23 protein-coding genes are annotated in these 21,812 nt (G+C 65.9%); 13 read left to right on the top strand and 10 right to left on the bottom strand.

Annotated elements, in window-relative coordinates:
- Window positions 1-4: 4 nt before the first annotated feature.
- From urtE to AC0MAZ_RS06710, 3 genes are read left to right on the top strand one after another with little or no spacing between them, the layout of a single operon-like run.
- Window positions 5-703: an urea ABC transporter ATP-binding subunit UrtE gene (urtE, locus tag AC0MAZ_RS06720; protein ID WP_475860742.1), complete on the top strand. Its 699-nt coding sequence runs from the start codon at window positions 5-7 to the stop codon at window positions 701-703.
- 31 nt (window positions 704-734) lie between these two features.
- On the top strand, window positions 735-1,259 hold the full coding sequence (locus AC0MAZ_RS06715) for a GNAT family N-acetyltransferase (protein ID WP_232856579.1): 525 nt from the start codon (window positions 735-737) through the stop codon (window positions 1,257-1,259).
- Window positions 1,260-1,264: 5 nt separating this feature from the next.
- On the top strand, window positions 1,265-1,798 hold the full coding sequence (locus AC0MAZ_RS06710) for a GNAT family N-acetyltransferase (protein WP_475860741.1): 534 nt from the start codon (window positions 1,265-1,267) through the stop codon (window positions 1,796-1,798).
- A 110-nt stretch (window positions 1,799-1,908) separates the two neighbouring features.
- Here AC0MAZ_RS06710 and AC0MAZ_RS06705 read toward each other — a convergent pair whose 3' ends face one another.
- Entirely contained in the window at window positions 1,909-2,214 is a 306-nt protein-coding gene (locus AC0MAZ_RS06705; RefSeq protein WP_011535907.1) for a chaperone modulator CbpM, read from the bottom strand.
- Window positions 2,215-2,216: 2 nt separating this feature from the next.
- Window positions 2,217-3,182, bottom strand: coding sequence for a curved DNA-binding protein (gene cbpA / locus AC0MAZ_RS06700; RefSeq protein ID WP_475860739.1), 966 nt, complete (start codon window positions 3,180-3,182; stop codon window positions 2,217-2,219).
- 163 nt (window positions 3,183-3,345) lie between these two features.
- Between cbpA and AC0MAZ_RS06695 the strand changes: the two genes are divergently transcribed.
- Window positions 3,346-4,617, top strand: coding sequence for an Hsp70 family protein (locus AC0MAZ_RS06695; protein ID WP_475860737.1), 1,272 nt, complete (start codon window positions 3,346-3,348; stop codon window positions 4,615-4,617).
- A 122-nt stretch (window positions 4,618-4,739) separates the two neighbouring features.
- On the opposite strand, the gene AC0MAZ_RS06690 is transcribed toward AC0MAZ_RS06695, so the two are convergent.
- The 3 genes from AC0MAZ_RS06690 to AC0MAZ_RS06680 form a co-directional block, all read right to left on the bottom strand.
- On the bottom strand, window positions 4,740-5,747 hold the full coding sequence (locus AC0MAZ_RS06690; protein ID WP_110734957.1) for an AI-2E family transporter: 1,008 nt from the start codon (window positions 5,745-5,747) through the stop codon (window positions 4,740-4,742).
- A 70-nt stretch (window positions 5,748-5,817) separates the two neighbouring features.
- Complete coding sequence (locus tag AC0MAZ_RS06685; protein WP_475860734.1) at window positions 5,818-6,102, bottom strand: PsiF family protein; 285 nt, start codon at window positions 6,100-6,102, stop codon at window positions 5,818-5,820.
- A gap of 64 nt (window positions 6,103-6,166) precedes the next feature.
- The gene (locus AC0MAZ_RS06680; RefSeq protein WP_232856574.1) at window positions 6,167-6,955 is read right to left on the bottom strand and encodes an AraC family transcriptional regulator; all 789 of its coding nucleotides are present in this window, start codon (window positions 6,953-6,955) and stop codon (window positions 6,167-6,169) included.
- Window positions 6,956-7,083: 128 nt separating this feature from the next.
- Here AC0MAZ_RS06680 and AC0MAZ_RS06675 point away from each other — a divergent pair, with 128 nt between their 5' ends.
- Window positions 7,084-7,956, top strand: coding sequence for a DMT family transporter (locus AC0MAZ_RS06675; protein ID WP_203648136.1), 873 nt, complete (start codon window positions 7,084-7,086; stop codon window positions 7,954-7,956).
- A gap of 118 nt (window positions 7,957-8,074) precedes the next feature.
- On the opposite strand, the gene AC0MAZ_RS06670 is transcribed toward AC0MAZ_RS06675, so the two are convergent.
- A complete protein-coding gene (locus tag AC0MAZ_RS06670) occupies window positions 8,075-8,965 on the bottom strand; it encodes a lipase family alpha/beta hydrolase (protein WP_267813720.1) in 891 nt (296 codons plus the stop codon).
- A gap of 124 nt (window positions 8,966-9,089) precedes the next feature.
- On the opposite strand from AC0MAZ_RS06670, the gene osmE reads away from it, so the two are divergent.
- On the top strand, window positions 9,090-9,431 hold the full coding sequence (gene osmE / locus AC0MAZ_RS06665) for an osmotically-inducible lipoprotein OsmE (RefSeq protein ID WP_028688233.1): 342 nt from the start codon (window positions 9,090-9,092) through the stop codon (window positions 9,429-9,431).
- A gap of 6 nt (window positions 9,432-9,437) precedes the next feature.
- The gene (locus tag AC0MAZ_RS06660; protein ID WP_186713793.1) at window positions 9,438-9,995 is read left to right on the top strand and encodes a ferritin-like domain-containing protein; all 558 of its coding nucleotides are present in this window, start codon (window positions 9,438-9,440) and stop codon (window positions 9,993-9,995) included.
- Window positions 9,996-10,073: 78 nt separating this feature from the next.
- Here AC0MAZ_RS06660 and AC0MAZ_RS06655 read toward each other — a convergent pair whose 3' ends face one another.
- Window positions 10,074-12,140: an AsmA family protein gene (locus tag AC0MAZ_RS06655; RefSeq protein WP_232857678.1), complete on the bottom strand. Its 2,067-nt coding sequence runs from the start codon at window positions 12,138-12,140 to the stop codon at window positions 10,074-10,076.
- A gap of 316 nt (window positions 12,141-12,456) precedes the next feature.
- Between AC0MAZ_RS06655 and AC0MAZ_RS06650 the strand changes: the two genes are divergently transcribed.
- The 3 genes from AC0MAZ_RS06650 (at window position 12,457) to AC0MAZ_RS06640 (ending at window position 14,918) form a co-directional block, all read left to right on the top strand.
- Window positions 12,457-12,912: a phage infection protein gene (locus AC0MAZ_RS06650; protein ID WP_203648138.1), complete on the top strand. Its 456-nt coding sequence runs from the start codon at window positions 12,457-12,459 to the stop codon at window positions 12,910-12,912.
- 122 nt (window positions 12,913-13,034) lie between these two features.
- A complete protein-coding gene (locus AC0MAZ_RS06645) occupies window positions 13,035-13,667 on the top strand; it encodes a TetR family transcriptional regulator (RefSeq protein WP_110734940.1) in 633 nt (210 codons plus the stop codon).
- A 162-nt stretch (window positions 13,668-13,829) separates the two neighbouring features.
- The gene (locus AC0MAZ_RS06640; RefSeq protein WP_475860726.1) at window positions 13,830-14,918 is read left to right on the top strand and encodes an AGE family epimerase/isomerase; all 1,089 of its coding nucleotides are present in this window, start codon (window positions 13,830-13,832) and stop codon (window positions 14,916-14,918) included.
- 66 nt (window positions 14,919-14,984) lie between these two features.
- On the opposite strand, the gene AC0MAZ_RS06635 is transcribed toward AC0MAZ_RS06640, so the two are convergent.
- Window positions 14,985-15,713, bottom strand: a complete 729-nt coding sequence (locus tag AC0MAZ_RS06635) for a DUF2076 domain-containing protein (RefSeq protein ID WP_475860724.1) — start codon at window positions 15,711-15,713, stop codon at window positions 14,985-14,987.
- A gap of 157 nt (window positions 15,714-15,870) precedes the next feature.
- Between AC0MAZ_RS06635 and AC0MAZ_RS06630 the strand changes: the two genes are divergently transcribed.
- Complete coding sequence (locus tag AC0MAZ_RS06630) at window positions 15,871-16,527, top strand: YciC family protein (RefSeq protein WP_050707032.1); 657 nt, start codon at window positions 15,871-15,873, stop codon at window positions 16,525-16,527.
- A gap of 19 nt (window positions 16,528-16,546) precedes the next feature.
- Here the strand turns inward: AC0MAZ_RS06630 and hrpB are convergent, their stop codons facing one another.
- Window positions 16,547-19,075, bottom strand: a complete 2,529-nt coding sequence (hrpB, locus tag AC0MAZ_RS06625; RefSeq protein WP_475860721.1) for an ATP-dependent helicase HrpB — start codon at window positions 19,073-19,075, stop codon at window positions 16,547-16,549.
- Window positions 19,076-19,194: 119 nt separating this feature from the next.
- Between hrpB and AC0MAZ_RS06620 the strand changes: the two genes are divergently transcribed.
- A complete protein-coding gene (locus AC0MAZ_RS06620; protein WP_203648142.1) occupies window positions 19,195-19,614 on the top strand; it encodes a polyribonucleotide nucleotidyltransferase in 420 nt (139 codons plus the stop codon).
- 23 nt (window positions 19,615-19,637) lie between these two features.
- Window positions 19,638-20,507 carry a cation diffusion facilitator family transporter gene (locus AC0MAZ_RS06615; RefSeq protein WP_203648143.1) on the top strand — a complete coding sequence of 290 codons (870 nt, stop codon included), beginning with the start codon at window positions 19,638-19,640 and terminating at the stop codon, window positions 20,505-20,507.
- A 21-nt stretch (window positions 20,508-20,528) separates the two neighbouring features.
- On the opposite strand, the gene AC0MAZ_RS06610 is transcribed toward AC0MAZ_RS06615, so the two are convergent.
- Window positions 20,529-21,365, bottom strand: coding sequence for a DUF6515 family protein (locus AC0MAZ_RS06610; RefSeq protein ID WP_475860719.1), 837 nt, complete (start codon window positions 21,363-21,365; stop codon window positions 20,529-20,531).
- Between the last annotated feature and the right edge of the window lie 447 nt (window positions 21,366-21,812).

Below are 21,812 nucleotides of genomic sequence, written 5' to 3'. Positions count from 1 at the left end.
ACACATGCTCAAGATCGACACCCTGCACCAATACTACGGCGGCAGCCACATCCTGCGCGGCCTGTCCTTCGAGGCCAAGGTCGGCGAGGTCACCTGCCTGCTGGGCCGCAACGGCGTGGGCAAGACCACCCTGCTGCGCTGCCTGATGGGCCTGCTGCCGGCCCGCGAGGGCCGCATGGAATGGGAAGGCAAACCGATCACCACGCTCAAGCCCCAGCAAAGGGTCCACGCCGGCATCGCCTACGTGCCCCAGGGCCGCGAGATCTTCCCGCGCCTGAGCGTCGAGGAAAACCTGCTGATGGGCCTGTCGCGCTTCCCCGCCCGCGAGGCACGTGAAGTGCCGGCCTTCATCTACGAACTGTTCCCGGTGCTTGCGCAGATGAAACAACGCCGTGGCGGCGACCTCTCCGGTGGCCAGCAGCAACAGCTGGCCATCGGTCGCGCCCTGGCCAGCCGCCCGCGCCTGCTGATCCTCGACGAGCCCACCGAAGGCATCCAGCCGTCGGTGATCAAGGAGATCGGCGCGGTGATCCGCAAGCTCGCCGACCGGGGCGACATGGCCATCCTGCTGGTGGAACAATTCTACGACTTCGCCGAGGAGCTGGCCGACCAGTATTTGGTCATGGCCCGCGGCGAAATCGTCCAGCGCGGCCGGGGTGAAAACATGCAGGCCGAAGGTGTGCGCGGCCTGGTTACCATTTAATCTGCAACCACTTCCCTTGCGAGACGCTGTCATGAGTTACCAGATCCGCGACGCCCTGATCAACGACGTGCCGGGCATCCTCGACATCTACAACGACGCCGTGGCCAACACCACGGCGATCTGGAACGAGACCCCCGTGGACCTGGGCAATCGCCTGACCTGGTTCGAGGCCCGCGCGCAGCAGGGCTACCCGATCCTGGTGGCGGTGGACGACAGCGGTGTGCTGGGCTATGCCTCATTTGGCGACTGGCGGCCGTTCGAGGGTTTCCGCCATACCGTCGAGCACTCGGTGTACGTGCGTGGCGACCAACGCGGCAAGGGCCTGGGCCCCGTCCTGATGGAAGCGCTGATCGAACGGGCGCGCCTTTGCGACAAACATGTGATGGTCGCTGCCATCGAGAGCGGCAATGCCGCATCGATCCGCCTGCACGAACGCCTGGGCTTCAGCATCACCGGGCAGATGCCGCAGGTGGGGGTGAAGTTTGGGCGCTGGCTGGACCTGACCTTCATGCAGCTTTACCTGGATGGCAACACCCTTCCCCCTTCAAGGAACTGAAGCCCATGAATACAGCCCAGCTGCACCGCGTCACCCACGAAGGCCTGGCGTACTACCGCGACGGGCTGGTGGCCCTTTTACTCGATGCGGTGCGACAGGGCGCGTCGGTGGGGTTTCTGGCCGATATCAACGAGCAGCAGGCCAAGGCCTACTTCGATGAGGTGAAGGCAAAGCTGGCCGGTGGCGAGCAACTGCTCTGGGTCATTGCCCAGGGGCAGGAAGTGCTGGGTAGTGTGCAGCTGGGGTTGTGCCTGAAGCCCAATGGGCTGAACCGGGGCGAAGTGCAGAAGTTGCTGGTGCACAGCGATGCAAGGCGGCGTGGGTTGGGGCAGCAGTTGATGGGGGTGCTGGAGGCTGATGCGCGGCGGATCGGGCGGGGGATGTTGTTTCTCGATACCGAGGCGGGGTCTGGGGCGGAAGCGTTCTATCGAGCGCTGGGGTACAGCAAGGCGGGGGAGATTCCGGATTATGCCTGCGGGCCGGAGGGGGTTTACCGGGCGACAGCGCTGTACTTCAAAGTGATTGCGAAAGCTTCGTGAAGTTGGGGGCGCTCTGCGCCCCTTTCGCGGCACAAGGCCGCTCCTACAGGCGAGCGCGATCCCTTGTAGGAGCGGCCTTGTGCCGCGAAAGGGCTGCGCAGCAGCCCCAGCTACATTTGGGTAAACCTGCCCAACCGCTGCTTCAACATGCTGTTCTCGCTACGCAACTGCTGCACCTCTTCCAGCAATTCCAACGCCAGCGCCACCCCTTCCCACTCCAACTCAAGCTCCTGATGCAGCTTCACCGCGCGCTTCAACGTCACCGGCGCGCGGTCATCGAACACCCACTCTTCGGGCGTTCGCCCCGACGGTTCGACAATGCCGTGCTCGACGATCTCGATCACCCAGTCGGCCGACACATCGGCTTCCTGGCACAGGGTACGCATGTCCAGTTGAACGATCAGGGTGCTGCTCATGATCACTTACTCCATTGAGTCCTCGGATTGAACGCGGCTTTCTCGGAGAGCTGGGTCCACAATGCGCGAGCTGCGTCATCGGACTGGGCGGGCATGACCACCTTGAGCTGGGCGTACAGGTCGCCGCGCTCGCCCTGCTTGTTCAAAAGGCCCATGCCCTTGACCCGCAAGCGTTGGCCGCTCTGGCTGTCGGGGCGGATGGTCAGGTTGATCTTGCCGGTCAGGGTCGGCACGGCCACCTTGGCGCCGAGCGCCGCTTCCCACGGTGCCAGCGGCACGGTGATGATCAGGTCATAGCCTTCGACATCGAACAGCGGGTGCGGTGCCATGCGGATGGTCAGGAACAGGTCGCCATTGGCGCCACCGCCCACGCCCGGCGCGCCCTGGCCCTTGAGCCGGATGCGCTCGCCGTCGGTCACCCCGGCAGGGATCTTCACGTTCAGCGTTTTCGTGGTGAAGCCGGTGCGCTGCCCGGCGCCGTTGGTCTGTGGCACCTGGAAGCTGATCTGCTTGGATTCCTTGTTCAGGGTCTCTTCGAGGAACACTGCAAGTTCAAGCTCCACGTCCTGCCCTCGCCTGCCGGCACTGCGTTGTTGCCGGCCACCGCCGCCACCGAAGGGGTTGCCGCCCCGGGCGCCGAAGATCGAGCTGAAGAAATCGGAGAAATCACCACCCTCGAAGCCACCGCCGCCGCCATTGCCGCCACGGGACTGCCAGCCGGGCGGTGCCTGGAACGGCCGACCATGCTGGCCGCCATACTTGCGGATTTCGTCGTACTCGGCGCGCTTGTCCTTGTCGCCAAGCACTTCGTAGGCCTCGTTGGCCTCCTTGAACTTGTCCTCGGCGTCACGCTCCTTGCTGACGTCGGGGTGATACTTGCGCGCGAGCTTGCGGTACGCGGCCTTGATCGCCTTCTCGTCCGCGCTCGCCTCGACGCCGAGTATCTTGTAATAGTCTTTGAAGTCCATCTATGGATCACCGATGTGAATGTACGTATTGCTACTGAAGATTGGGGTCAAGCATAGCCTTTCAAGGTTCATCCGGGGTTGCGCTATCGCAGACGACCGGTCTTGATTTAGCCGCAGACTGGCATAAACTGCGCGGCCGTTTTGCCTCCGGAAGCTCTCCCCCATGTCTGACGTATCCCCGGCCCGCGCCCTTGGCATCGACTTCGGCACCTCCAACTCCACGGTTGGCTGGCACCGCCCGGGCGTCGAATCGCTGATCGCCCTGGAAGACGGCAAGATCACCCTGCCGTCGGTGGTCTTCTTCAACATCGAGGAGCGTCGCCCGGTGTACGGTCGCCTGGCCCTGCACGAGTACCTGGAAGGCTACGAAGGCCGCCTGATGCGCTCGCTCAAGAGCCTGCTGGGCTCCAAGCTGATCAAGCACGACACCAGCGTGCTGGGCAGCGCCCTGCCGTTCAAGGACCTGCTGGGCATGTACATCGGCGAGCTGAAAAAGCGCGCCGAAGCCGATGCCGGCCGTGAATTCGACCAGGTGGTGCTGGGCCGCCCGGTGTTCTTCGTCGACGAAGACCCGGCCGCCGACCAGGAGGCCGAGGACACCCTGGCGGAGGTTGCGCGCAAGATCGGCTTCAAGGATGTGTCGTTCCAGTACGAGCCCATCGCCGCGGCGTTCGACTACGAGTCGGGCATCAGCCGTGAAGAGCTGGTACTGATTGTCGATATCGGCGGTGGTACCTCGGACTTTACCCTGATCCGCCTGTCACCGGAGCGCCACCAGGTGGCCGAGCGCCAGGACGACATCCTCGCCACCGGCGGCGTGCACATCGGCGGTACCGACTTCGACAAGCAGCTGAGCCTGCAGGGCGTGATGCCGCTGTTCGGCTACGGCAGCCGGATGAAGAGCGGTGCGCTGATGCCCACCAGCTACCACCTCAACCTGGCCACCTGGCACACCATCAACGCCCTGTATGCGCAGAAATCGCAGCTGGCCCTGGGCAACATGCGCTATGACATCGAGGACACGCTCGGAATCGACCGCCTGTTCAACCTGATCGAACAGCGCGCCGGGCACTGGCTGGCGATGGAAGTGGAGGCCAGCAAGATCGAGCTGACCGACCGTGACAGCCGCTGCATCGACTTTGGCCGCATCGAGCCGGAGCTGTCGGCCGAGTTGACCCGGGCGCTGTTCGAAGACGCCATCGGCGGGCTGCTGGAGCGGGTGCGCGGCAGCGTGAGCGAATTGCTGGCCAAGGCCGGCGTCAGCGAGGGGCAGGTGGACACGGTGTTCTTCACCGGTGGTTCCAGCGGCATTCCGGCGCTGCGCAACAGCGTGGCGGCGATGCTGCCCAATGCGCGGCATGTGGAAGGCAATATCTTCGGCAGCATCGGTAGCGGCTTGGCGATCGAGGCACGCAAGCGTTACGGCGCGGCCTGAGCCATCCTGGGGCCGCGTTGCGCGCCCTTTCGCGGCACAAGGCCGCTCCTACAGGGGGACGCGCTCTTCTGTAGGAGCGGCCTTGTGCCGCGAAAGGGCTGCAACGCAGCCCCAGCAATCTGTCAAACCAACTCCGCCCGCTTCAACTCACTCTTCAGGTACGCGTAATAGATCGGCCCCGCCACCACCCCCGGCAGCCCGAACGCCGCCTCGAACACCAGCATCGCCAGCAGCAGCTCCCAGGCCTTGGCACTGATCTGCCCGCCGACGATCCGCGCGTTGAGGAAGTATTCGACCTTGTGGATCACGATCAGGTACCCCAGCGCCGCCATCGCCACCCAGATCGACAGCGACAACCCGACGATGGTGATCAGGGTGTTGGACATCAGGTTGCCGATCACCGGCAGCAGCCCGAGCAGGAAGGTGAGCACGATCAGCGTCTTGGTCAACGGCAGGTGCACGCCGAACAGCGGCAACACCACGGCCAGGAAGATACCGGTGAAGACGGTGTTGAGCAGCGAGATCTTGATCTGCGCGAAGACGATGTTGCGAAACGCCTGCACCAGCAGGCTCAGGCGTTCGAACAGCGCCGCCGCCAGGGGCTTGCGCCGGGAAATGTCGGGAATGCGCTGCAGGGCGACGATGGCGCCGAGGATCATGCCGATCAGCAGGGTCACGAACATGTGCGCCATGCCCTTGCCCACCAGTTGCAGGTCGCTCAGGTGGCTCTTGATCCAGTCGCCGATGGCCACCTTGAACTCGGCGGCGCTGGCCGGCAGGTAGGCTTCGATGAACGGCGGCAACTGGCCACGGGCGCGCTCGACCAGGCCCATGAACTTGTCCAGCGAGGCGCCGGGATTCTCGGCCTCGTGCAGCAGGAAACTGAAGGCGCCGGCGATCAGCAACGTCAGCGTGCTCACCACCAGGGTGCCGAGCAGCGCCACCGCCAGCCAGCGTGCGCGCTGCCCGGCGATCAGCGGTTGCAGCCGCGGGGTGAGCATGTTGACCAGCTCGTAGACCAGCAGGCCGGCCAGCAGGCTCGGCAGCAGCTTCAGCGGCAGCGCCAGCAACAGGCCCGCCATGACGATGATCCAGCTGGCCAGGGTGACCTGGCGGGGAGTGAAAGTCATACAGCCTCAACGGCAGACAGCGGAAAGTCCCGCAGTCTGCCAGCCTTCACGGCAGAGGCATAGGCGCAGGTCATTTCTTCTTCAGGCAGTCACTCATGAAGGTCTTGCGTTCATCGCCCTTGAGCGCCTTGGTGGTGGCGTCGGCGTTGCAGGTCTTCATCTTCTCCTGCTGGGTCTGCGGCACATCCTTTTTCAGGCAGGTGCTCATGAACGCCTTGCGCTCATCGCCCTTGAGCGCCTTGGTGGTGGCGTCGGCGTTGCAGGTCTTCATCTTTTCCTGTTGCGTGGTGGCGGCGAACCCTTGGCCCGCGATCAACAGGCCCAATACCAGCAGGGGTACGTGCAGCAGCTTCATGGAGTGGTCTCCTTGCCTGCGCGCCGGATGCGCGCTCGTCGCAGCTGAGTGTAGACAAGAATTCTTACATCTCTGTCCGCGCCCGCCGCCGGTACTGCTCCGGGGTGCAATTGGCCTGGCGCTGGAACATGGCGATGAAGGCCGAAGCGCTGCTGTAGCCGAGGTCGAAGGCGATGGCCTGGATCGGCGTGCCCGCCTCGAGCGCCTCGATGGCCCGCAGAAAGCGCAGGCGCAAGCGCCATTCGCCGAAGCTCATGCCCAGCTCGCGCAGGAACTGCCGGGCCAGGGTGCGCTCGCTGACATGCACCTGCCCGGCCCAATGGCCGAGCGGACGGTTGTCGCCAGGCTCCGCGTGCAACGCCTCGAGCACCTGGCGCAGGCTGTCGCCGCGGGCGAACGGCAGGTAGCAGGTCTGCGTCGGTGCCAGGTGCAACTGGTCGATCAATACCTGGATCAGGCGTTGGTCGCGCTCGTCCTGGGCGATGTGCAAGTCGCGGCGGGCGAAGTCGCCGAGGATCGCCTTGAGGATATCGCTGATCACCAGGCTGCAGGGCTGGTCCGGCAACTCGGCACACAGGCTGCGCTCCAGGTAGACCGAGCGGTAGATGATGGCCTGGGGGTTGTAGCAGCCGTGCTCGGTGTCCGGCGGCACCCAGACGGCGTAGTGCGGGGGCGAGATGAAGCGCTGGCCCTCGACGTCCAGGTGCATCAGGCCATGGGAGGCGTAGTTGAGCTGGCCCCAGGGGTGACGGTGCGGCGGGCTGTGGGTATCGGCGCCGAATTCGTCGTAGCGAAAGTAGACCGGGGCGGGGAGCCGGTCGAATTGCGGAATGTCGAGGTACTTGCGGGTCATGCTGTCTGCTTCGCGGGGCGAGTTGTCTGGATGGAAGTATAGGCATTTGAACAGACAAGCGATAATGGCCGCCACGTGGGAGCGGGCTTGCCTCGCTCCCACGGGTCAACCGCAACTCGAGAATCATCATGAACTACCTCTTCCCCCTCATCGCCATCCTCATCTGGGCCGGCAACACCGTGGTCACCAAGATGTCCGCCGGGGCCATCTTCCCCGCCGAGATCGGCTTCTACCGCTGGCTGCTGGCCGGCCTGCTGTTCACCCCGTTCCTGCTGCCCCAGGTCTGGCGCAACCGCGCGGCGATCCGCCCGCACCTGGGCAAGATCTTCGTGCTGGGCGTGCTGGGCATGGCCATCTACCAGAGCCTGGCCTACTTCGCCGCCGCCATCACCAGCGCCACCAACATGGGCATCATTCTCTCGTTGATGCCGTTGATGTCGCTGGCCCTGTCCATCGCCTGGCTCGGCCAGCGTCTGACCTATGGCGCGCTACTGGGCGCGCTGGTGTCGTTCTTCGGCGTGCTGGAGGTGGTCTCGGCCGGGCAACCCGGCGTGCTGCTGCACCAGGGGCTGAACGCTGGCGACCTGATGATGCTGGTGGCCACCCTCGCCTATGCGCTGTACAGCTTCCTGCTGAAGAAATGGCAACTGCGCCTGCCGCCGCTGCAACTGCTGTACCTGCAGGTGCTGGTGGCGATCCTGGTGTTGCTGCCGCTGTTCCTGCTGTCGCCCAAGACCGGGTTGAACGGCCACAACATTGGCCTGGTGCTGTATGCCGGCCTGTTGGCCTCGATGGTCGCGCCGCGGGTGTGGATGCAGGCGGTGCATCGCCTGGGGCCGAGCCGGACCACGCTGTTCTTCAACCTGCTGCCGGTGGTGACGGCGGTGATCGCGGCAGTGGTGCTGAATGAGCAGTTGGCCAGTTATCACCTGGTTGGCGGTGTGCTGACATTAGTCGGCGTGCTGTTGGCCGAGCGTTGGACCACGCCTGTGCGGCGTTGACAGATGGGAGCGCTTTGCGCTCCTTTCGCGGCACAAGGCCGCTCCTACAGGGGGATTGCGTTCGTCTGTAGGAGCGGCCTTGTGCCGCGAAAGGGCTGCGAGGCAGCCCCCGGGTTCGTCACAACCCAGCAGCCTTGAGCCGGGCGGCATGCTCGGTAAACAGTCGCACCGGCTCGGCACCCTTGCCCACCGCGCCCAGCGACTGGTTGACGATATCCAGATGATCGAGCGGATAGTCATCGCCAATCACCTGCCCCAGGTGCGAGCTGAAACGCCCAACCATGCCGTCACATTGCCCCTTCTCCCTGACGAAGCTGCGGGCGAACAGCCGGCAAAATCGGTTGCTGCCGTCAAAACGGTTCAGGCCCTGGTCGGTACGCCCAGGCTGCAGGGTTCCGGACCATGAGTAATAGCGCACGCCGTTCACTTGCGGCGCCCCCTCGCCGCCCCAGACCTCGGGCAGCCCCTGTGGATAAGCCTGGTTGAACAGCGCCACCCCGGCACTGGTCAGCGACTGGTGCGAAGCATGCACGTCGATCGGCAGCGGATCGCGGCGCCAGCCGGTCTCCAGCCAACCCAGCATCACAGCGAAGCCATGCAGCACGGCCTTGAGGATGCGCCCCCGGACAGAGTCACCAGGTGCCGTGCGTTCGAGATGGTCGGCCAGCTCCGAGCCATGGTTGGGGCCGGCCACCGATGTCACCGAAGCCACCCGGTCAGGCCGCTTCGCCGCCGCATAACGGGCACTGAGCGCGCCCTGGCTATGGCCGATCAGGTTGACCTTGTCGGCCCCCGTGCGCTGGCAGACCTCCTCGATGATGCCGAGCAACTGCTCGCCCCGCACCTCGCTGGAATGCAGCGGCGACACCTGCACCGGGAACACCTGCGCGCCGCCCCGACGCAATGCCGGAACGATGCCGAACCAGTAGGGATAGACCAGCGCCCGCACGAAGCCGAGCATGCCCGGCACCAGCACCAGTGGATAACGCGTGGCCAGCTCCTGACTCATCACCCTTGCCCTCATCCGTGAACAGACCGGCCCACCCTACAGCGCCATCGGAGACAAGCGCAATCGAACTCCCGGCGCGCCGCGCGGTTCCAAGCAGAACAGACCCTGAGCAAGGAGCGGGACCATGTACAAGCGAACCCTGGCCATCCTTCTGGCAAGCGCCACTCTCGCCGCCTGCGGCAGCCGCCCGGAAAACCCGGTGGACTACGTCACCTACCGCGACGAGCCGCTGGTCAAGCAGGTCGAGCACGGCATGACCATGCAGAAGGTCATCGCCATCGGCGGCAGCCCGTCGAATGTCATCGACCTGCCCCACGGCGGCACCTGCAACGACTACATCCTCAACCGCGATGGCCACCAGCAACCCTACTACGTGCGCTTCGACGCCACCGGCCATGTCGACGCCAAGGGCTTCAAGACCTGCAAGCAACGCCAACAAGACAGCGACGCCGTGCACGGCGCATGACACCCCATGACCACCCTGATGCTTTCGGAGATGAACATGAGCGTTGAACTGACCGATGTGAAAACCCTGCGCGAACGTGCCCGCCAGCATGTCGAGCAAGGCGCGGTGACCGAGGGTTACCACGCCGATCGCGAGAAGATCCTGCGCCTGCTCAACGAGTCGCTGGCCACCGAGCTGGTCTGCGTCCTGCGCTACAAGCGTCACTACTTCATGGCCAGCGGCATCAAGGCCAGCGTCGCCGCCGCGGAGTTCCTCGAGCACGCCAACCAGGAAGCCGAGCACGCCGACAAGCTGGCCGAGCGCATCGTGCAGCTGGGCGGCGAGCCGGACTTCAATCCGGACAACCTGACGAAGAATTCCCACGCCCAGTACGTGGCGGGCAGTTCGTTGAAGGAGATGGTGCTGGAGGATCTGGTGGCCGAGCGCATCGCCATCGATAGCTACCGCGAGATCATCCAGTACATCGGCGACAAGGATCCGACCACCCGGCGCATCTTCGAGGACATCCTGGCGCAGGAGGAAGAGCACGCGGACGATATGTCCGATCTGTTGAAAGGCCTCTGATCCCAAGGTTTACGTGGGAGCGGGCTTGCCCCGCGATGGCGTTGATGCCATCGCGGGGCAAGCCCGCTCCCACGAACTTCAATGACCTTTGCCGGCCGCCGCTGGCGCCTTGCCGGCGCGCATCTGCTGCAATAACGGCGTGCATTGGTTCGGCTCATCCCCGCTGCTCGGCGCGATCAGCGCCAGCAGCCCCGCCGCCGGCCCGGCCACCACGCCAAGCGCCACCATCCCCGCGCCACGCAGCGCCAGCGGCACAGCCTGTACGCCGGCACTCGGCTTGGCGAACGGCCCACGCACATACAACGGCGAACGCAACGAGAACAGACGCAGGCCCTTGGACTCGGGGGTGATCTTCAGGTCCAGTTGCTCACTGGCGAAGTTGGCCGTGCCGTTGATGTAGATGATCGCGTTCTCGGTGTCGAAGACGAACAAGCGGGTGGTGGCCAGGCCATCCTTGATCCCGACGTCCGCCGCGGCGCAGTTGATCTTCACATCTTCATCGCCGAACAGCTTGCCGACCACGTAGTTGCCGACGTTGAGCCCGGCGATCTCCATCAGGCTGCGGCTGATCGCGCCATCATTGATCAGCAGGCGCAGATCCCCGCTGGAAGTGCCCAGCAGTGCCGCCACCGAGTTGCCCCGGCCACTGATGTCGGCATCGCCGTTGAGTTCACCGAAGCTGGTCTGCATCGGCGCGAAGCTGGGGAACAGCTGCTTGAGCTTGAAGCCACGCGCGGTCAGCCGGGCGCGGCCCTGCAACGGCGCGCTGCGTCCGTCCAGGCGGATGTTGGAATCGAGGTTGCCGCCGGCTACGCCAAAGCGCAGCGGCTCCAGGCGCAGCAGGCCGTCCTCGAGGATCACATGGGCGGACAGGTCGTTGAACGGCAGCTTCTCGCTGTGCACGATGCGCTTGCCGGCGAAGGTCACATCGGCATCCATGGCCCGCCAGCGCTCGGTGCGGAACTCTTCGACCGGCAGCACCTTGCCGGCCGGCTGCTTGCTGGCGCCGCCGCGGGCCTTCTGTTCGCTGTTGGAGTCGGCGCCGATCAGCGGCGCCAGGTCCTTGAACAGCAGCTGGTTGGACACCAGGTTGCCGGAGAGCTTCGGCCGGGGCTGGCTGGCGACGAAGGCCAGGTCGCCGTGGATGTCGCTGTCGCCGATCTTGCCGTTGAAGCCTTCGTAGCGGAACTGCGCACCCTCGGCGGCATGCAGGTTGGCGGTCAGATGACCATCGGTGGCGTATGGGGGCGTATCGGGCAAGGTCACGCCGGTCAGCGGGTAGAGGTTGCCCAGGCTGCTGCCGGAAAGCTTCAGGCGCAGGTCGAGGGCGCCGAGGTTGCGTGGATCGGTCAGGGTCCCGGCCAGCGCGACCCGGGTGTCGCCGATACGCACGTCGGCCTGCAGCGGAAACGGCTGGCTGGTGTCCTGCAGCGCCAGCAGGCCGCCGATCTTGCCGGTGCCGGCCACCGCCAGGCCTTTGTAGCGGCCCTGGGCCTTGAAACCGAAGGCGTAGTCCTGGGCATTGCCGGCCTTCTCGGCGCGGGCCTTGCCAACGATGTCGCTGAACGGGATCGGCTTGCCCAGCGGATCGACCTGCACCTTCATGCTGGTCTTCAGCGTCTGGTCGTCGAAGCTGACGTTGCCTTGGTCGAAACCAATGGCGCCGATGTCCAGCACCCACTTCGACGGCTCTTCGTTCTCGTCCTTGGGCCCGAAATCGAACACCCAGTTGGCCCGGCCATCGGCCTGCCGGGCAAGGCTGGCGCTGGGCTTGACCAGGTCGATGCGCGGAATGCTGATGCGTTGGACGATCAGCGGCAACGGCGCCAGGCGAAAGTCCACGCGCTCCAGGGCGACCATATGCGGCGCCTTGAGCCAATCGGGGTTGCCCAGGGTGAGGTCTTCGGCGGTAAAGTGCGGCCACGGCACGAAGGCGCGCCAGCCGCCTTCCTCGGGCTCGGTGCGCCAGTGCACGGCGAGGTTGCCGTTGATCGCGAAGGGCCGGTGCAGGGCTTCGGAGACTTTCTCGTTAAGCAGCGGCTTGACGCGGTTCCAGTCGAAAGTGGCGATCACCACCACCAGGATCGCCAGCAGGGTGGCGAGGGTGGCGAAGGTCCAGATGAGGATTCTGGCAGGGCGCGTCATTGCATGGTTCTCCTGACTGCATGGCACTCATTATGTCGGACTGATGAAAAACCGCCGGGTTTAATCCGTGCGCCATGATAACCAGGATTTTCCTGACGCCTTTCTCAGCTTTTCGTCCACGGACAGCGGCAGTGTTACCGGGGCTCAAGCGTGCCTCAGCGCTTGAGAAACACCTGAAAACATTGATCCAGAGCCTTCCGCACACAGTATCAATCCCGTCGATTGTTACCATTATCCTGATGAACTTTTCTCTGGAGTTACCAGGAGTAGCATTGGCTTCGTACCCACTTTCCAGCCCCCCGAGGAGCACCGAATCATGAAACGCCATCTGCTGCTGAGCCTGACCCTGTCCGTACTTGCCGCCAACGCCTTCGCCCTGCCAGCCGAAGACCAGCACCTGAGCGCTGAATCGCGCTCCAGCGCCGCCGCCGTCAGCCAACCGCTGAACACTCTGGCAGAAGGTGGCGCCGAGCGCCTGCAGGAACGCGCAGGCCGCCTGGCCGAAGGCGGTTCCGAGCGCCTGCTCGAACGTAACAACCGTGTCGCCGAAGGTGGCTCGGATCGCCTGATCGAACGCAACGACCGCGTTGCCGAGGGCGGCTCCGATCGCCTGATCCAACGCAATGACCGCGTCGCCGAAGGGGGCTCCGATCGCCTGATCCAACGCAATGACCGTGTCGCAGAAGGTGGCGCCGATCGCCTCAACGAACGCAACAACCGTGTAGCCGAAGGTGGCTCGGATCGTCTGGTCGAACTCAGCCGTGTGAGCTGATCGCCATGGCCGAAAACAACAACCCGCCCCACTGCGCCTGCTCCCCTCCAAGCCCGGTCCATTGACCGGGCTTTGTTTTTTTATCCAGAATGCCCAGTCGTACAGTCATAGAATCCTGTCCCATGCTGCCGCGCGCCGAACAGAAGTTACAAACCCGCCAGGCCCTGCTGGATGCCGCCTGCCTGCTCATGGAGAGCGGCCGTGGCTTCGGCAGCATCAGCCTGCGCGAGGTGGCCAAGGCCGCGGGCATCGTGCCCACCGGCTTCTACCGCCACTTCCCCGACATGGATGCCCTGGGCCTGGCCCTGGTCGCCGAGGTGGACACCACCTTCCGCCAGACCATTCGCCTGGTGCGCCAGAATGAATTCGAACTGGGCGGCATCACCGACGCCTCGGTGCGCATCTTCCTCGACGTGGTCATCGCCCACCGGGCGCAGTTCCTGTTCCTTGCCCGCGAGCAATATGGCGGCTCGCAACCGGTACGCCAGGCCATCGCCCGCCTGCGCCAGGACATCAGCAGCGACCTGGCCACGGACCTGGCGCGCATGCCGCGCTGGCAGCACCTGGACGGCGCCGCCCTGGCGGTAATGGCCGACCTGGTGGTCAAGACCGTGTTCGCCACCTTGCCCGAACTGATCGACAGTCCCGAGCCGGGTCATCCACAGGCGCTGACACCGCAGGAAAAGATCACCCAGCAGTTGCGCTTCATCTTCGTCGGCGCGCGGCACTGGCAGGGGCTGGGTAATCCCGGCTGACGCTTTCGCCCAGATCGGATCATGTGCGCGGGCAGCGTGGGAGCGGGCTTGCCCCGCGATGGCGCTATCGCGGGGCAAGCCCGCTCCCACGCTGCCCGCGCACACGAAGCACTGGCCACTTCTGCTACCATGGCGCCCTGCCCGACCGTCACGAGCGCGACCATGTCCGACCCCCGCCCCGCATTGACCCGTTTCCAACAGCACTTCGCCGAGCGCATCGTGCCGCTGTGGCAGGGCCCTGGCTGGAACGCCGACATGGCCCTGCCGTACGAAGCCCTGGACACCCAGCATCGGCCACTGCCGGTGCAGCGCTACCGGGCCATGGCCTGCGCCCGTCAGCTGTACCTGTTCAGCAGCCGCATCGAGCAACCGGGCGCCGCCGAACGCGCCGCCGCGCTGCTGCGTTCACTGCAGAAGCATTTCCACGACGCCGAGCACGGCGGCTGGTTCTACAGCATCGACGCCCAGGGCAAGCCACTGGACCGGCGCAAGGACCTCTACACCCATGCCTTCATCGTGTTCGCTTGCGCCCATTACTGGGGCAAGGTCGGCGAAGGCCTGGTGGAGGCCACGCTCAACGGCGCCCTCGAAGTCGTTGCCGAGCAGTTCGCCCGCGACGATGGCCTGTACGAGGCCAGCCTCGGTGAGGACTGGTCGGATTTGGGCAGCGGCCCGCTGCAGAACCCGCAGATGCACCTGGCCGAGGCCTTTCTCCAGGTGCTGGCCGTGCGCGAAGACGACGAGGTTCGCCAGTCGCTGCTGCAGCTGTGCGACGCGCTGCAGGCGCAGTTCATCGAGCCGAGCCACGGCCTGATGCTGGAAAAACCGCGTGGGGCTGTGGATAACTGGTTCGAGCCAGGCCACCAGTTCGAATGGTTCTACCTGCTGGATACCTCGCCATTGCTGCGCGGCACGGCGCTGCACGCCTCCATCGAGCGGGCCTTCGACTTTGCCGAACAGTACGGAGTGAAGGATACGGCGGTGCTGGCGATGCTGGACGTGGACGGCCAGGTCATCGACCCGACCCAGCGGATCTGGGCGCAAGCGGAGTACCTGCGGGCACTGGCCTTGCGGCCGGGAAGCGAGGCACGGTTGTTGGCACAGCTAGCGGCGCTGGAGTCACGCTTCCTGCATGAAGGCGGCTGGCATGAGTGCCGCGATGGCGCAGGAGCGGTGAGCCGCCATGACATGCCTTCGACCACGCCCTACCACCTGGCGACTTGCCTGGAAGGCCTGCAGCGCCTGACCTGAGGTTGTCGCGGATGTGTCCGTGAGGGGCGCGAGGCGCCCCTGCGATGCATCAGGTCTGTCAGGCCCTCAGACGTAGTCATCGTCCGAGAAGAAGCCGCCATCGTCATTGCTGTAACCGGCATCGGCATAACCACCCTGGTCATTGCCCCAGCCCCCGCTGTCCGCCACCTGGCGCTGGCTGTCCTGGTCATTCCAGCCACCCGCGTCGCTGGCCGGCGCCGGCGCGTCCTTGATCACCTCGACGATCTCCTCAGGCTGCGAATTGTGGTTGAACAGGCTGCTGATGCCCTGGGCCAGCAACACGCCACCGGCCACACCCGCCGCGGTCTGCATGGCACCGCCGAGGAAGCTGCTGGCGCCACTGCGCGCCGGGGCGGGCGCCGCGCCGAAGCCCGGCTGCTGCGGTGGCGGGGCATAGGCCTGGGACGCCGGTTCACGCCAGCCACCCGCAGAAGTCGGCGGCGGCGCGACCGGGCGCTGCGGCTCTGGATTGCGGGCTCCCGCGCCAAAGATACTAGAGAGGAAACCACCGCCACTGCTGGGGCGGCTTGCATCCAGTTGCGCGCGAGCCTGGCGCAGTTCGGCCTCGAGCTGCTTGTTCTGCTCGTCCAGGCGCTTGATCGCCGTCTCCTGGACCAGGATCGCCTGGGCCATGTAGTAAGGCGCCGCCGGCTGCTGGCGCAGGTGCTCCTCGATGCGCGCCTGGGCCTGGGCATCGCGCGGCTGGGCCGGGTCCTCGGCTTGCTTGAGACGGCCGAACAGGCCATCGATCAGGGTTTGTTCTTCAGTGTTCATCGGGGCAACCTCGTGCGCTGAACAGGACATCGGACAGCGTCAAAGATGGAGGCCCGGGCTTGGCGATTCAATTGTCCGGGCCATGAAACTTTTTTCAGCAAGCGGGCCGACTGGGCTAAAGTTACGCCCTGCTTTTTCTGCCATGCGATGTTGACCGATGAATCCGCTGAGCGTTCTGCGCGACTCCCTGTACTTCTTCCGCCGTCACCTGACGAGCATCCTCCAGCTGTGCCTGCCCTTGGTGGTACTCGAGGCCCTCGGCACCCAGCTGCTCTACAGCCAGCTGGGCGAGCAGGCCTCGCCGGCCTACGGCATGCTCGTCAGCCTGCTGTTCTACCCGCTGTACAGCGCCGCGCTGATCCTCTACCTCGACACCCGCAGCAACGGCCAGGACATCGCCAAGCGCGCCCTGTTCGCCCGCGCCCTGCAGTTGTGGCCGATGCTGGCCCTGCTGATCGTGATCAGTTCGCTGCTGATCATGGCGGGCCTGGCGCTGCTCATCTTCCCCGGCGTATGGATCATGGTGAACCTGGTGTTCGCCGAGTACCTGCTGGTGCTGCGCGGCCTGCCGGTGATCGAGTCGATGCGCACCAGTGCGCGCATGACCACCGGGCACTTCCTGCGCATCATGGTCTGCATGCTGTCGGTGCTGGCGCCGCTGTGGCTGATTGACGGCCTGCTGCTGCAGCTGTTCCCCGAGCCGCAGCCTGGTGTGCAACTGGCCCTGGACAGCCTCAGCGGCTTCCTGCAGCTGTTCAGCACCGTGGTGCTGTACCGCCTGTTCATGCTGCTCGAGGGTGAAGCCGGCGCCTGAGGCCGGCATTCCCCAGGCGTCAGGCTTTCCTTGGCTTGGCCCTGGCCGTGGCCTCCGCCACCAGTGGATCGTCCGGCCAGTAGTGCTTGGGATAGCGCCCTTTCAGGTCCTTCTTCACCTCGGCATAGGTGGTGCGCCAGAAGTTGGCCAGGTCCTGGGTCACCTGCACCGGCCGGCGCGCCGGCGACAGCAGGTGCAGCTTGACCTGCTGGCGGCCATTGGCGATGCGCGGGGTGTCGGCCAGGCCGAACAGCTCCTGCAGGCGCACGGCGAGGATCGGTGGCTGCTCGCTGTAGTCCAGGCGAATGCTGGAGCCCGAGGGCACGGCCAGGTGTGATGGCGCCAGCTCGTCCAGACGCTGTGGCAGCGGCCAGGGCAGCAGGTTGCGCAGCATCGAGGGCAGGTCCAGGCTGGCGAAATGGCTCAGCCGCGACACCTTGCCCAGATAAGGTTGCAACCAGTCTTCCAGGTTGGCGAGCAAGGCGTCGTCACCCAGGTCGGGCCACTCGCTGTGGCCGTCCTTTTCCAGGTCCAGCTGACGCAACATAGCGACACGGGCCTGCCACTGGCGCAGTTCCGGGGTCCAGGTCAGCAAGTTCAGGCCCTTGCGCCGCACCAGCGCCAGCAAAGCCCGGGCCCGTGCGTCGTCATCCAGCCCCGGCAACGGCTCGCGGCTGAGCACCAGTTCGCCGACCTTGTGCTGGCGCTCGGCGCGCAGCACCTGTTCACGTTCGTCCCAGTCGAGCAGGTCGAGCTGCTCCACCTGCTCGGCCAGCACACCGTCGAACAGCGCCGGATCGAACTCGGCGGCCAGGTAGATGCGCTCCTCGCGCTGCCCCTGGCGGCTGCCCAGGTCGGCGATCACCAGCCACGGGCTTTTCATCAGAGCATCAGCTTCGGCGAACAGCGCCGCCCGGCCATTGGCCAGGCGGTACTCGGCGCCGCCTTCGCGACGCTGCTGCGCCACCCGGTCGGGGTAGGCCAGCGCCAGCACGGCGCCCAGCCAGCGGGGATGATCGGGGTCGGCGACCGGGCTGCGCGGTTTGCCACGCAACTGGCCGCGATACTGTCGGGCCAGTTGTCGGGCACGCTGCACGCCGCCCTGTCCGCCACGGGAGGCACGGCTTTCACCGCTGAGCAGCGCCAGCCGGCTGTGCAGGTCGGCACCGCCGCCGCGCAGGATGTCGCGCTCGCCCAGCAACGCGGCGACATCGCAGGCCATGTCGGCCAACCCGAGGTCCTGGCCGCGCAGCAGCAGGTGGGCGATGCGCGGATGCGCAGGCAGCTCGGCCATGGCCTGGCCATGGGTGCTCAGGTTGTCGCGGCACCCGGGCTTGAAGGCACCGAGCCGGGCCAGCAGGTCCTGGGCCTGGCCGTAGGCAGCGGCCGGTGGCTGGTCGAGCCAGCTGAGCTGCTCCGGCGGCACGCCCCAGCGCGCCAGCTGCAGGGCCAGCCCGGCCAGGTCGGCCTGGAGGATCTCGGCGCTGCCGTGGGCCGCCAATTGGTCGTGTTGCGCCTCGGACCACAGTCGATAGCACACGCCGGGTTCAAGGCGCCCGGCTCGCCCGGCACGCTGGGTGGCGCTGGCGCGGGAAATACGCTGGGTGTCCAGGCGGGTCATGCCACTGCCGGGGTCGAAGCGCGGCACCCGCGCCAGACCTGCGTCGATCACCACGCGCACACCGTCGATGGTCAGGCTGGTTTCGGCGATATTGGTGGCCAGCACCACCTTGCGCTGGCCCTTGGGCGCCGGCTCGATGGCGGCGCGCTGGGCGCTCAGGTCAAGCTCGCCGTGCAACGGGCAGAGCAGGATGTCCGGACGCTCGCCCACGGCCTCCTGCAGCGCCTGGTGCACACGGCGGATCTCCGCCTGCCCGGGCAGGAACACCAGCAAGCTGCTGGATTCGTCGGCAAGGGCCTGGAGCACGCAGTCGACCACCCGCGGCTCGACAAACTCGCCAGGCTGCCAGGGCCGGCTCCAGCGGATATCCACCGGATGCATGCGCCCCTGGCTGCTGACGATCGGCGCGTCGTCGAGCAGGCGCGACAGCCGCTCGCCCTCCAGCGTCGCCGACATCAGCAGGATCTTCAGTGGCGGCTCGTCGCGCAACAGCGCCCGGCCGTTGAGGCTCAGGGCCAGGGCCAGGTCGGCATCCAGGCTGCGTTCGTGGAACTCGTCGAAGATCAGCAGCCCCACGCCATCCAGCGCAGGATCCGCCTGCAGGCGGCGGGTGAGGATGCCCTCGGTGACCACTTCGATGCGCGTGTTCGGGCCGACCTTGCTGTCCAGGCGGATGCGGTAGCCCACGGTTTCGCCAACCTTCTCGCCCAGTTCGCTGGCCAGGCGTTCGGCGGCGGCACGGGCGGCCAGGCGCCGGGGTTCGAGCATGAGGATGGTCTGCCCCCGCAGCCAGGGCTCAGCGAGCAGGGCCAGTGGCACGCGGGTGGTCTTGCCGGCGCCGGGCGGCGCCTCGAGCACCGCTTCGTCACGTTCGGCCAGGGCCTGGCGGAGGTAGGACAGTACGGCATCGATCGGTAATGAAATCATGGTGGTCCTCGAACAATCGACCGAGTATAACGGCGAACCGAGGCTGCCCTATCATGGTCTTAAGCTCAGGCGCAGGCGATTGCCGCGCCGTTGTTTGTCGTTATCTTCCGGAGATTCACATGCGCATCCCTTCCCGCGTCATCGGTGGCGCCCTCATCGCCACCCTGCTGACCCAGCTGACGGCCTGCGGCACCCTGTTCTACCCCGACCGTCGCGGCCAGATCGAAGGCAAGATCGATCCGGTGGTCGCGGCGCTGGATGCCATCGGTATCCTGTTCTATGTCATTCCCGGCCTGATCGCCTTCGGCATCGACTTCGCCACAGGTGCCATCTACTACCCCGGGGGCACCACGGCCCAGGTCGACCCGGCCAAGCTCAAGCCTGCGATCAATGCCGATGGCCAGGTCGACCGGACCAAGCTGCAGGCTATCCTTGAAAGCGAACTGGGCCAGCGCCTGCCGCTGAACGACCCGCGGCTGATCCAGCACCGCGGCAGTGTCGAGCAACTGGCCAGCTACGGCCTGGTACCTGCGGCCTGACCTGATCCGGACGATCCCTGCGCATGACCGCCACCGCCGAACATCAACGCCTGCTGCGCCTGGCCACCCGCGCCTCGCTGAGCGTCGCCTGCATCCTGGTGCTGAGCAAGGCCGTGGCCTGGTGGCTGAGCGGCTCAGTCAGCCTGCTGGCCGGGCTGACCGACTCGGCACTGGATGCCGCCGCCTCCTTCCTCAACCTGCTGGCGGTGCATTACGCGCTGCGCCCGGCCGATGACGATCACCGCTTCGGCCACGGCAAGGCCGAAGCCCTGGCCGGCATGGCCCAGGCGCTGTTCATCGGGGTCAGCGCGGTGCTGATCGGGGTGCAGGCGTTTGAGCGGCTGAAGTCGCCGGAACCCCTGGGCGACACCGCCGCCGGCATCGCGGTAATGCTGCTGTCACTGGCGCTGACCGTGGCGCTGCTGGCCTTCCAGCGCAAGGTGATCCGCCTGACCGGCTCCACCGCCGTGCGCGCTGACTCGCTGCACTACCGCTCCGACCTGCTGCTCAACGCCAGCATCCTGCTGGCGCTGCTGCTGGCCCGCTTCGGCTGGCCGCAGCTCGACGCCCTGTTCGGCCTGGGGATCGCCCTGTACATCCTGTGGAGCGCGCTGCAGATCGCCCGCGAGAGCACGGCGATCCTGATGGACAAGGAACTGCCGGCCGATATCGGCGAGCGCATGCTGGAGGTGGTGCTGGCGATCCCCGGGGTGAAGGGGGTGCACGACCTGCGCACGCGGGTGTCCGGCAGCCAGTGGTTCGTGCAACTGCACCTGGAGCTGCCCGGCGACATGCCGCTGCATGCCGCCCATGAGCTGTGCGTGCAGGCCTCGCACGTCATTCGCCAGCGCTACCCGCGGGCCGATGTGATGGTCCACGCCGACCCGGTGTAGCCCGTTATCGCGAATACCCCGTCAATTGATGCTGTAGCCGCGCCCGCTCAGGCACGCCCCCAACGCCCGTCGATAGTTGTCCGTCACATTGGCCGGCGGCGCATAGCTGGCGGTCGCCGGATCGAAGCCCGACTGGCTCACCGCCCAGCGATGGCATTGATAGCGGTCCTGCTCCTGCTGCTCCGGCCCCTGGCCGTACATCGGATAGGCGATCACATCGTAGCCGCTGCCCTGCTGCGGCATTGGCGCAGGCGCCACGGCGGGCGGGTTGACCACCACGTACTCGCGGCTGTTGGCCTGGTATTGGTAATACGTGTCGGCCACCAGGAAGAACAGCGCACCGCCCAGCCACACTTCACGGGCATAGGACGGCAGGTAGTCGACCCGTACACCGTAGGGCGGCGTGACCACCACGTAGCCGCCGCCATGGGGCCGGTACCAGTAGCCGCCGGAGTAGAAGTAGTCCTGCCCGCGGTACGGCACTTTCCAGTAACGGTCCGGGAAGCGCTCGACGGTATGCCCGGGATGGTACTGCGGCCCTGGCCCCCAGCCATTGCCATGCCCATCGGGCCGGTCGGACCAGTCACCGCCGGGGCGCTGACCCGGACCACCCGCTTCCCAGTAACGGTTGTCGCCGTAGCGACGGGGAATGTCCTGGTAGTAGCCTTGGCGTGGCGGTTGCGTCTGGCGCACTTCATCACGCGAATTGAGCGGTGATCCACGCCGTTCGCCACCGCCCTGCTCCTGCTGGCCGCCACGACCGTCATGCCCTTCTCCAGGCCCTTCGGCCAGGGCGCCCAGGCTGATGCCCAGGCCCAGCAAACCAACACCTGCCAACCGCCAGATGCGCGAACCCATGTTGTTCCTCTCGATTGAAACGCCCGCCATTATCGTCGGCAGTCTACTCCGCAGAACACGACCGGCAGATTAAATTAGCCAACAACCTGGTGCGCCAACTGCTCGAAGACCTGCATTGGCTGCTCGCTGGCCTGGCAAGCGCAGCCCGCGGCGCAATAAAAAAGGGAGGCCTTGCGGCCTCCCTTTGGGAATTGTCGTCCGTGCTCGGCGCTTGTGGCACCGGCTCACCTCGCGCCGTCTTCTGGACAGTGCGTAGCCCGGGGGCCTGGCGGATCCTGTTGGATGGCTGGCCGCGACCGCCCGCCTAGGGCGCGTCGCCGTGGACTGATGTCCGGGCAGTGATTCTGGTGATAAAGATAGGCCAGACGCCGGGGCAGAGGATTGCGAAGATTGCTCTGATAAATAGCGCTTGCGCAATTTTTCACTCAGGATCGATAATTCGCAGCA

It is taken from the genome of Pseudomonas sp. A (genome assembly GCF_056270345.1).
Note: the sequence above shows the minus strand (reverse complement) of the source record. Positions and strands in the feature narration are given on the sequence as shown.

Excerpts from the sequence above, each read along its gene's own strand:
- AC0MAZ_RS06630 (WP_050707032.1), top strand. The coding sequence starts at position 15,871 with ATGAATCCGCTGAGCGTTCTGCGCGACTCCCTGTACTTCTTCCGCCGT.
- AC0MAZ_RS06615 (WP_203648143.1), top strand. The coding sequence starts at position 19,638 with ATGACCGCCACCGCCGAACATCAACGCCTGCTGCGCCTGGCCACCCGC.
- cbpA (WP_475860739.1), bottom strand. The coding sequence starts at position 3,182 with ATGGACTTCAAAGACTATTACAAGATACTCGGCGTCGAGGCGAGCGCG.
- AC0MAZ_RS06685 (WP_475860734.1), bottom strand. The coding sequence starts at position 6,102 with ATGAAGCTGCTGCACGTACCCCTGCTGGTATTGGGCCTGTTGATCGCG.
- osmE (WP_028688233.1), top strand. The coding sequence starts at position 9,090 with ATGTACAAGCGAACCCTGGCCATCCTTCTGGCAAGCGCCACTCTCGCC.
- AC0MAZ_RS06690 (WP_110734957.1), bottom strand. The coding sequence starts at position 5,747 with ATGACTTTCACTCCCCGCCAGGTCACCCTGGCCAGCTGGATCATCGTC.
- AC0MAZ_RS06610 (WP_475860719.1), bottom strand. The coding sequence starts at position 21,365 with ATGGGTTCGCGCATCTGGCGGTTGGCAGGTGTTGGTTTGCTGGGCCTG.
- AC0MAZ_RS06660 (WP_186713793.1), top strand. The coding sequence starts at position 9,438 with ATGACCACCCTGATGCTTTCGGAGATGAACATGAGCGTTGAACTGACC.
- AC0MAZ_RS06715 (WP_232856579.1), top strand. The coding sequence starts at position 735 with ATGAGTTACCAGATCCGCGACGCCCTGATCAACGACGTGCCGGGCATC.
- AC0MAZ_RS06640 (WP_475860726.1), top strand. The coding sequence starts at position 13,830 with ATGTCCGACCCCCGCCCCGCATTGACCCGTTTCCAACAGCACTTCGCC.
- urtE (WP_475860742.1), top strand. The coding sequence starts at position 5 with ATGCTCAAGATCGACACCCTGCACCAATACTACGGCGGCAGCCACATC.
- AC0MAZ_RS06680 (WP_232856574.1), bottom strand. The coding sequence starts at position 6,955 with ATGACCCGCAAGTACCTCGACATTCCGCAATTCGACCGGCTCCCCGCC.
- AC0MAZ_RS06650 (WP_203648138.1), top strand. The coding sequence starts at position 12,457 with ATGAAACGCCATCTGCTGCTGAGCCTGACCCTGTCCGTACTTGCCGCC.
- AC0MAZ_RS06710 (WP_475860741.1), top strand. The coding sequence starts at position 1,265 with ATGAATACAGCCCAGCTGCACCGCGTCACCCACGAAGGCCTGGCGTAC.
- AC0MAZ_RS06695 (WP_475860737.1), top strand. The coding sequence starts at position 3,346 with ATGTCTGACGTATCCCCGGCCCGCGCCCTTGGCATCGACTTCGGCACC.
- AC0MAZ_RS06705 (WP_011535907.1), bottom strand. The coding sequence starts at position 2,214 with ATGAGCAGCACCCTGATCGTTCAACTGGACATGCGTACCCTGTGCCAG.
- AC0MAZ_RS06645 (WP_110734940.1), top strand. The coding sequence starts at position 13,035 with ATGCTGCCGCGCGCCGAACAGAAGTTACAAACCCGCCAGGCCCTGCTG.
- AC0MAZ_RS06635 (WP_475860724.1), bottom strand. The coding sequence starts at position 15,713 with ATGAACACTGAAGAACAAACCCTGATCGATGGCCTGTTCGGCCGTCTC.
- AC0MAZ_RS06670 (WP_267813720.1), bottom strand. The coding sequence starts at position 8,965 with ATGAGTCAGGAGCTGGCCACGCGTTATCCACTGGTGCTGGTGCCGGGC.
- AC0MAZ_RS06675 (WP_203648136.1), top strand. The coding sequence starts at position 7,084 with ATGAACTACCTCTTCCCCCTCATCGCCATCCTCATCTGGGCCGGCAAC.
- hrpB (WP_475860721.1), bottom strand. The coding sequence starts at position 19,075 with ATGATTTCATTACCGATCGATGCCGTACTGTCCTACCTCCGCCAGGCC.
- AC0MAZ_RS06620 (WP_203648142.1), top strand. The coding sequence starts at position 19,195 with ATGCGCATCCCTTCCCGCGTCATCGGTGGCGCCCTCATCGCCACCCTG.
- AC0MAZ_RS06655 (WP_232857678.1), bottom strand. The coding sequence starts at position 12,140 with ATGACGCGCCCTGCCAGAATCCTCATCTGGACCTTCGCCACCCTCGCC.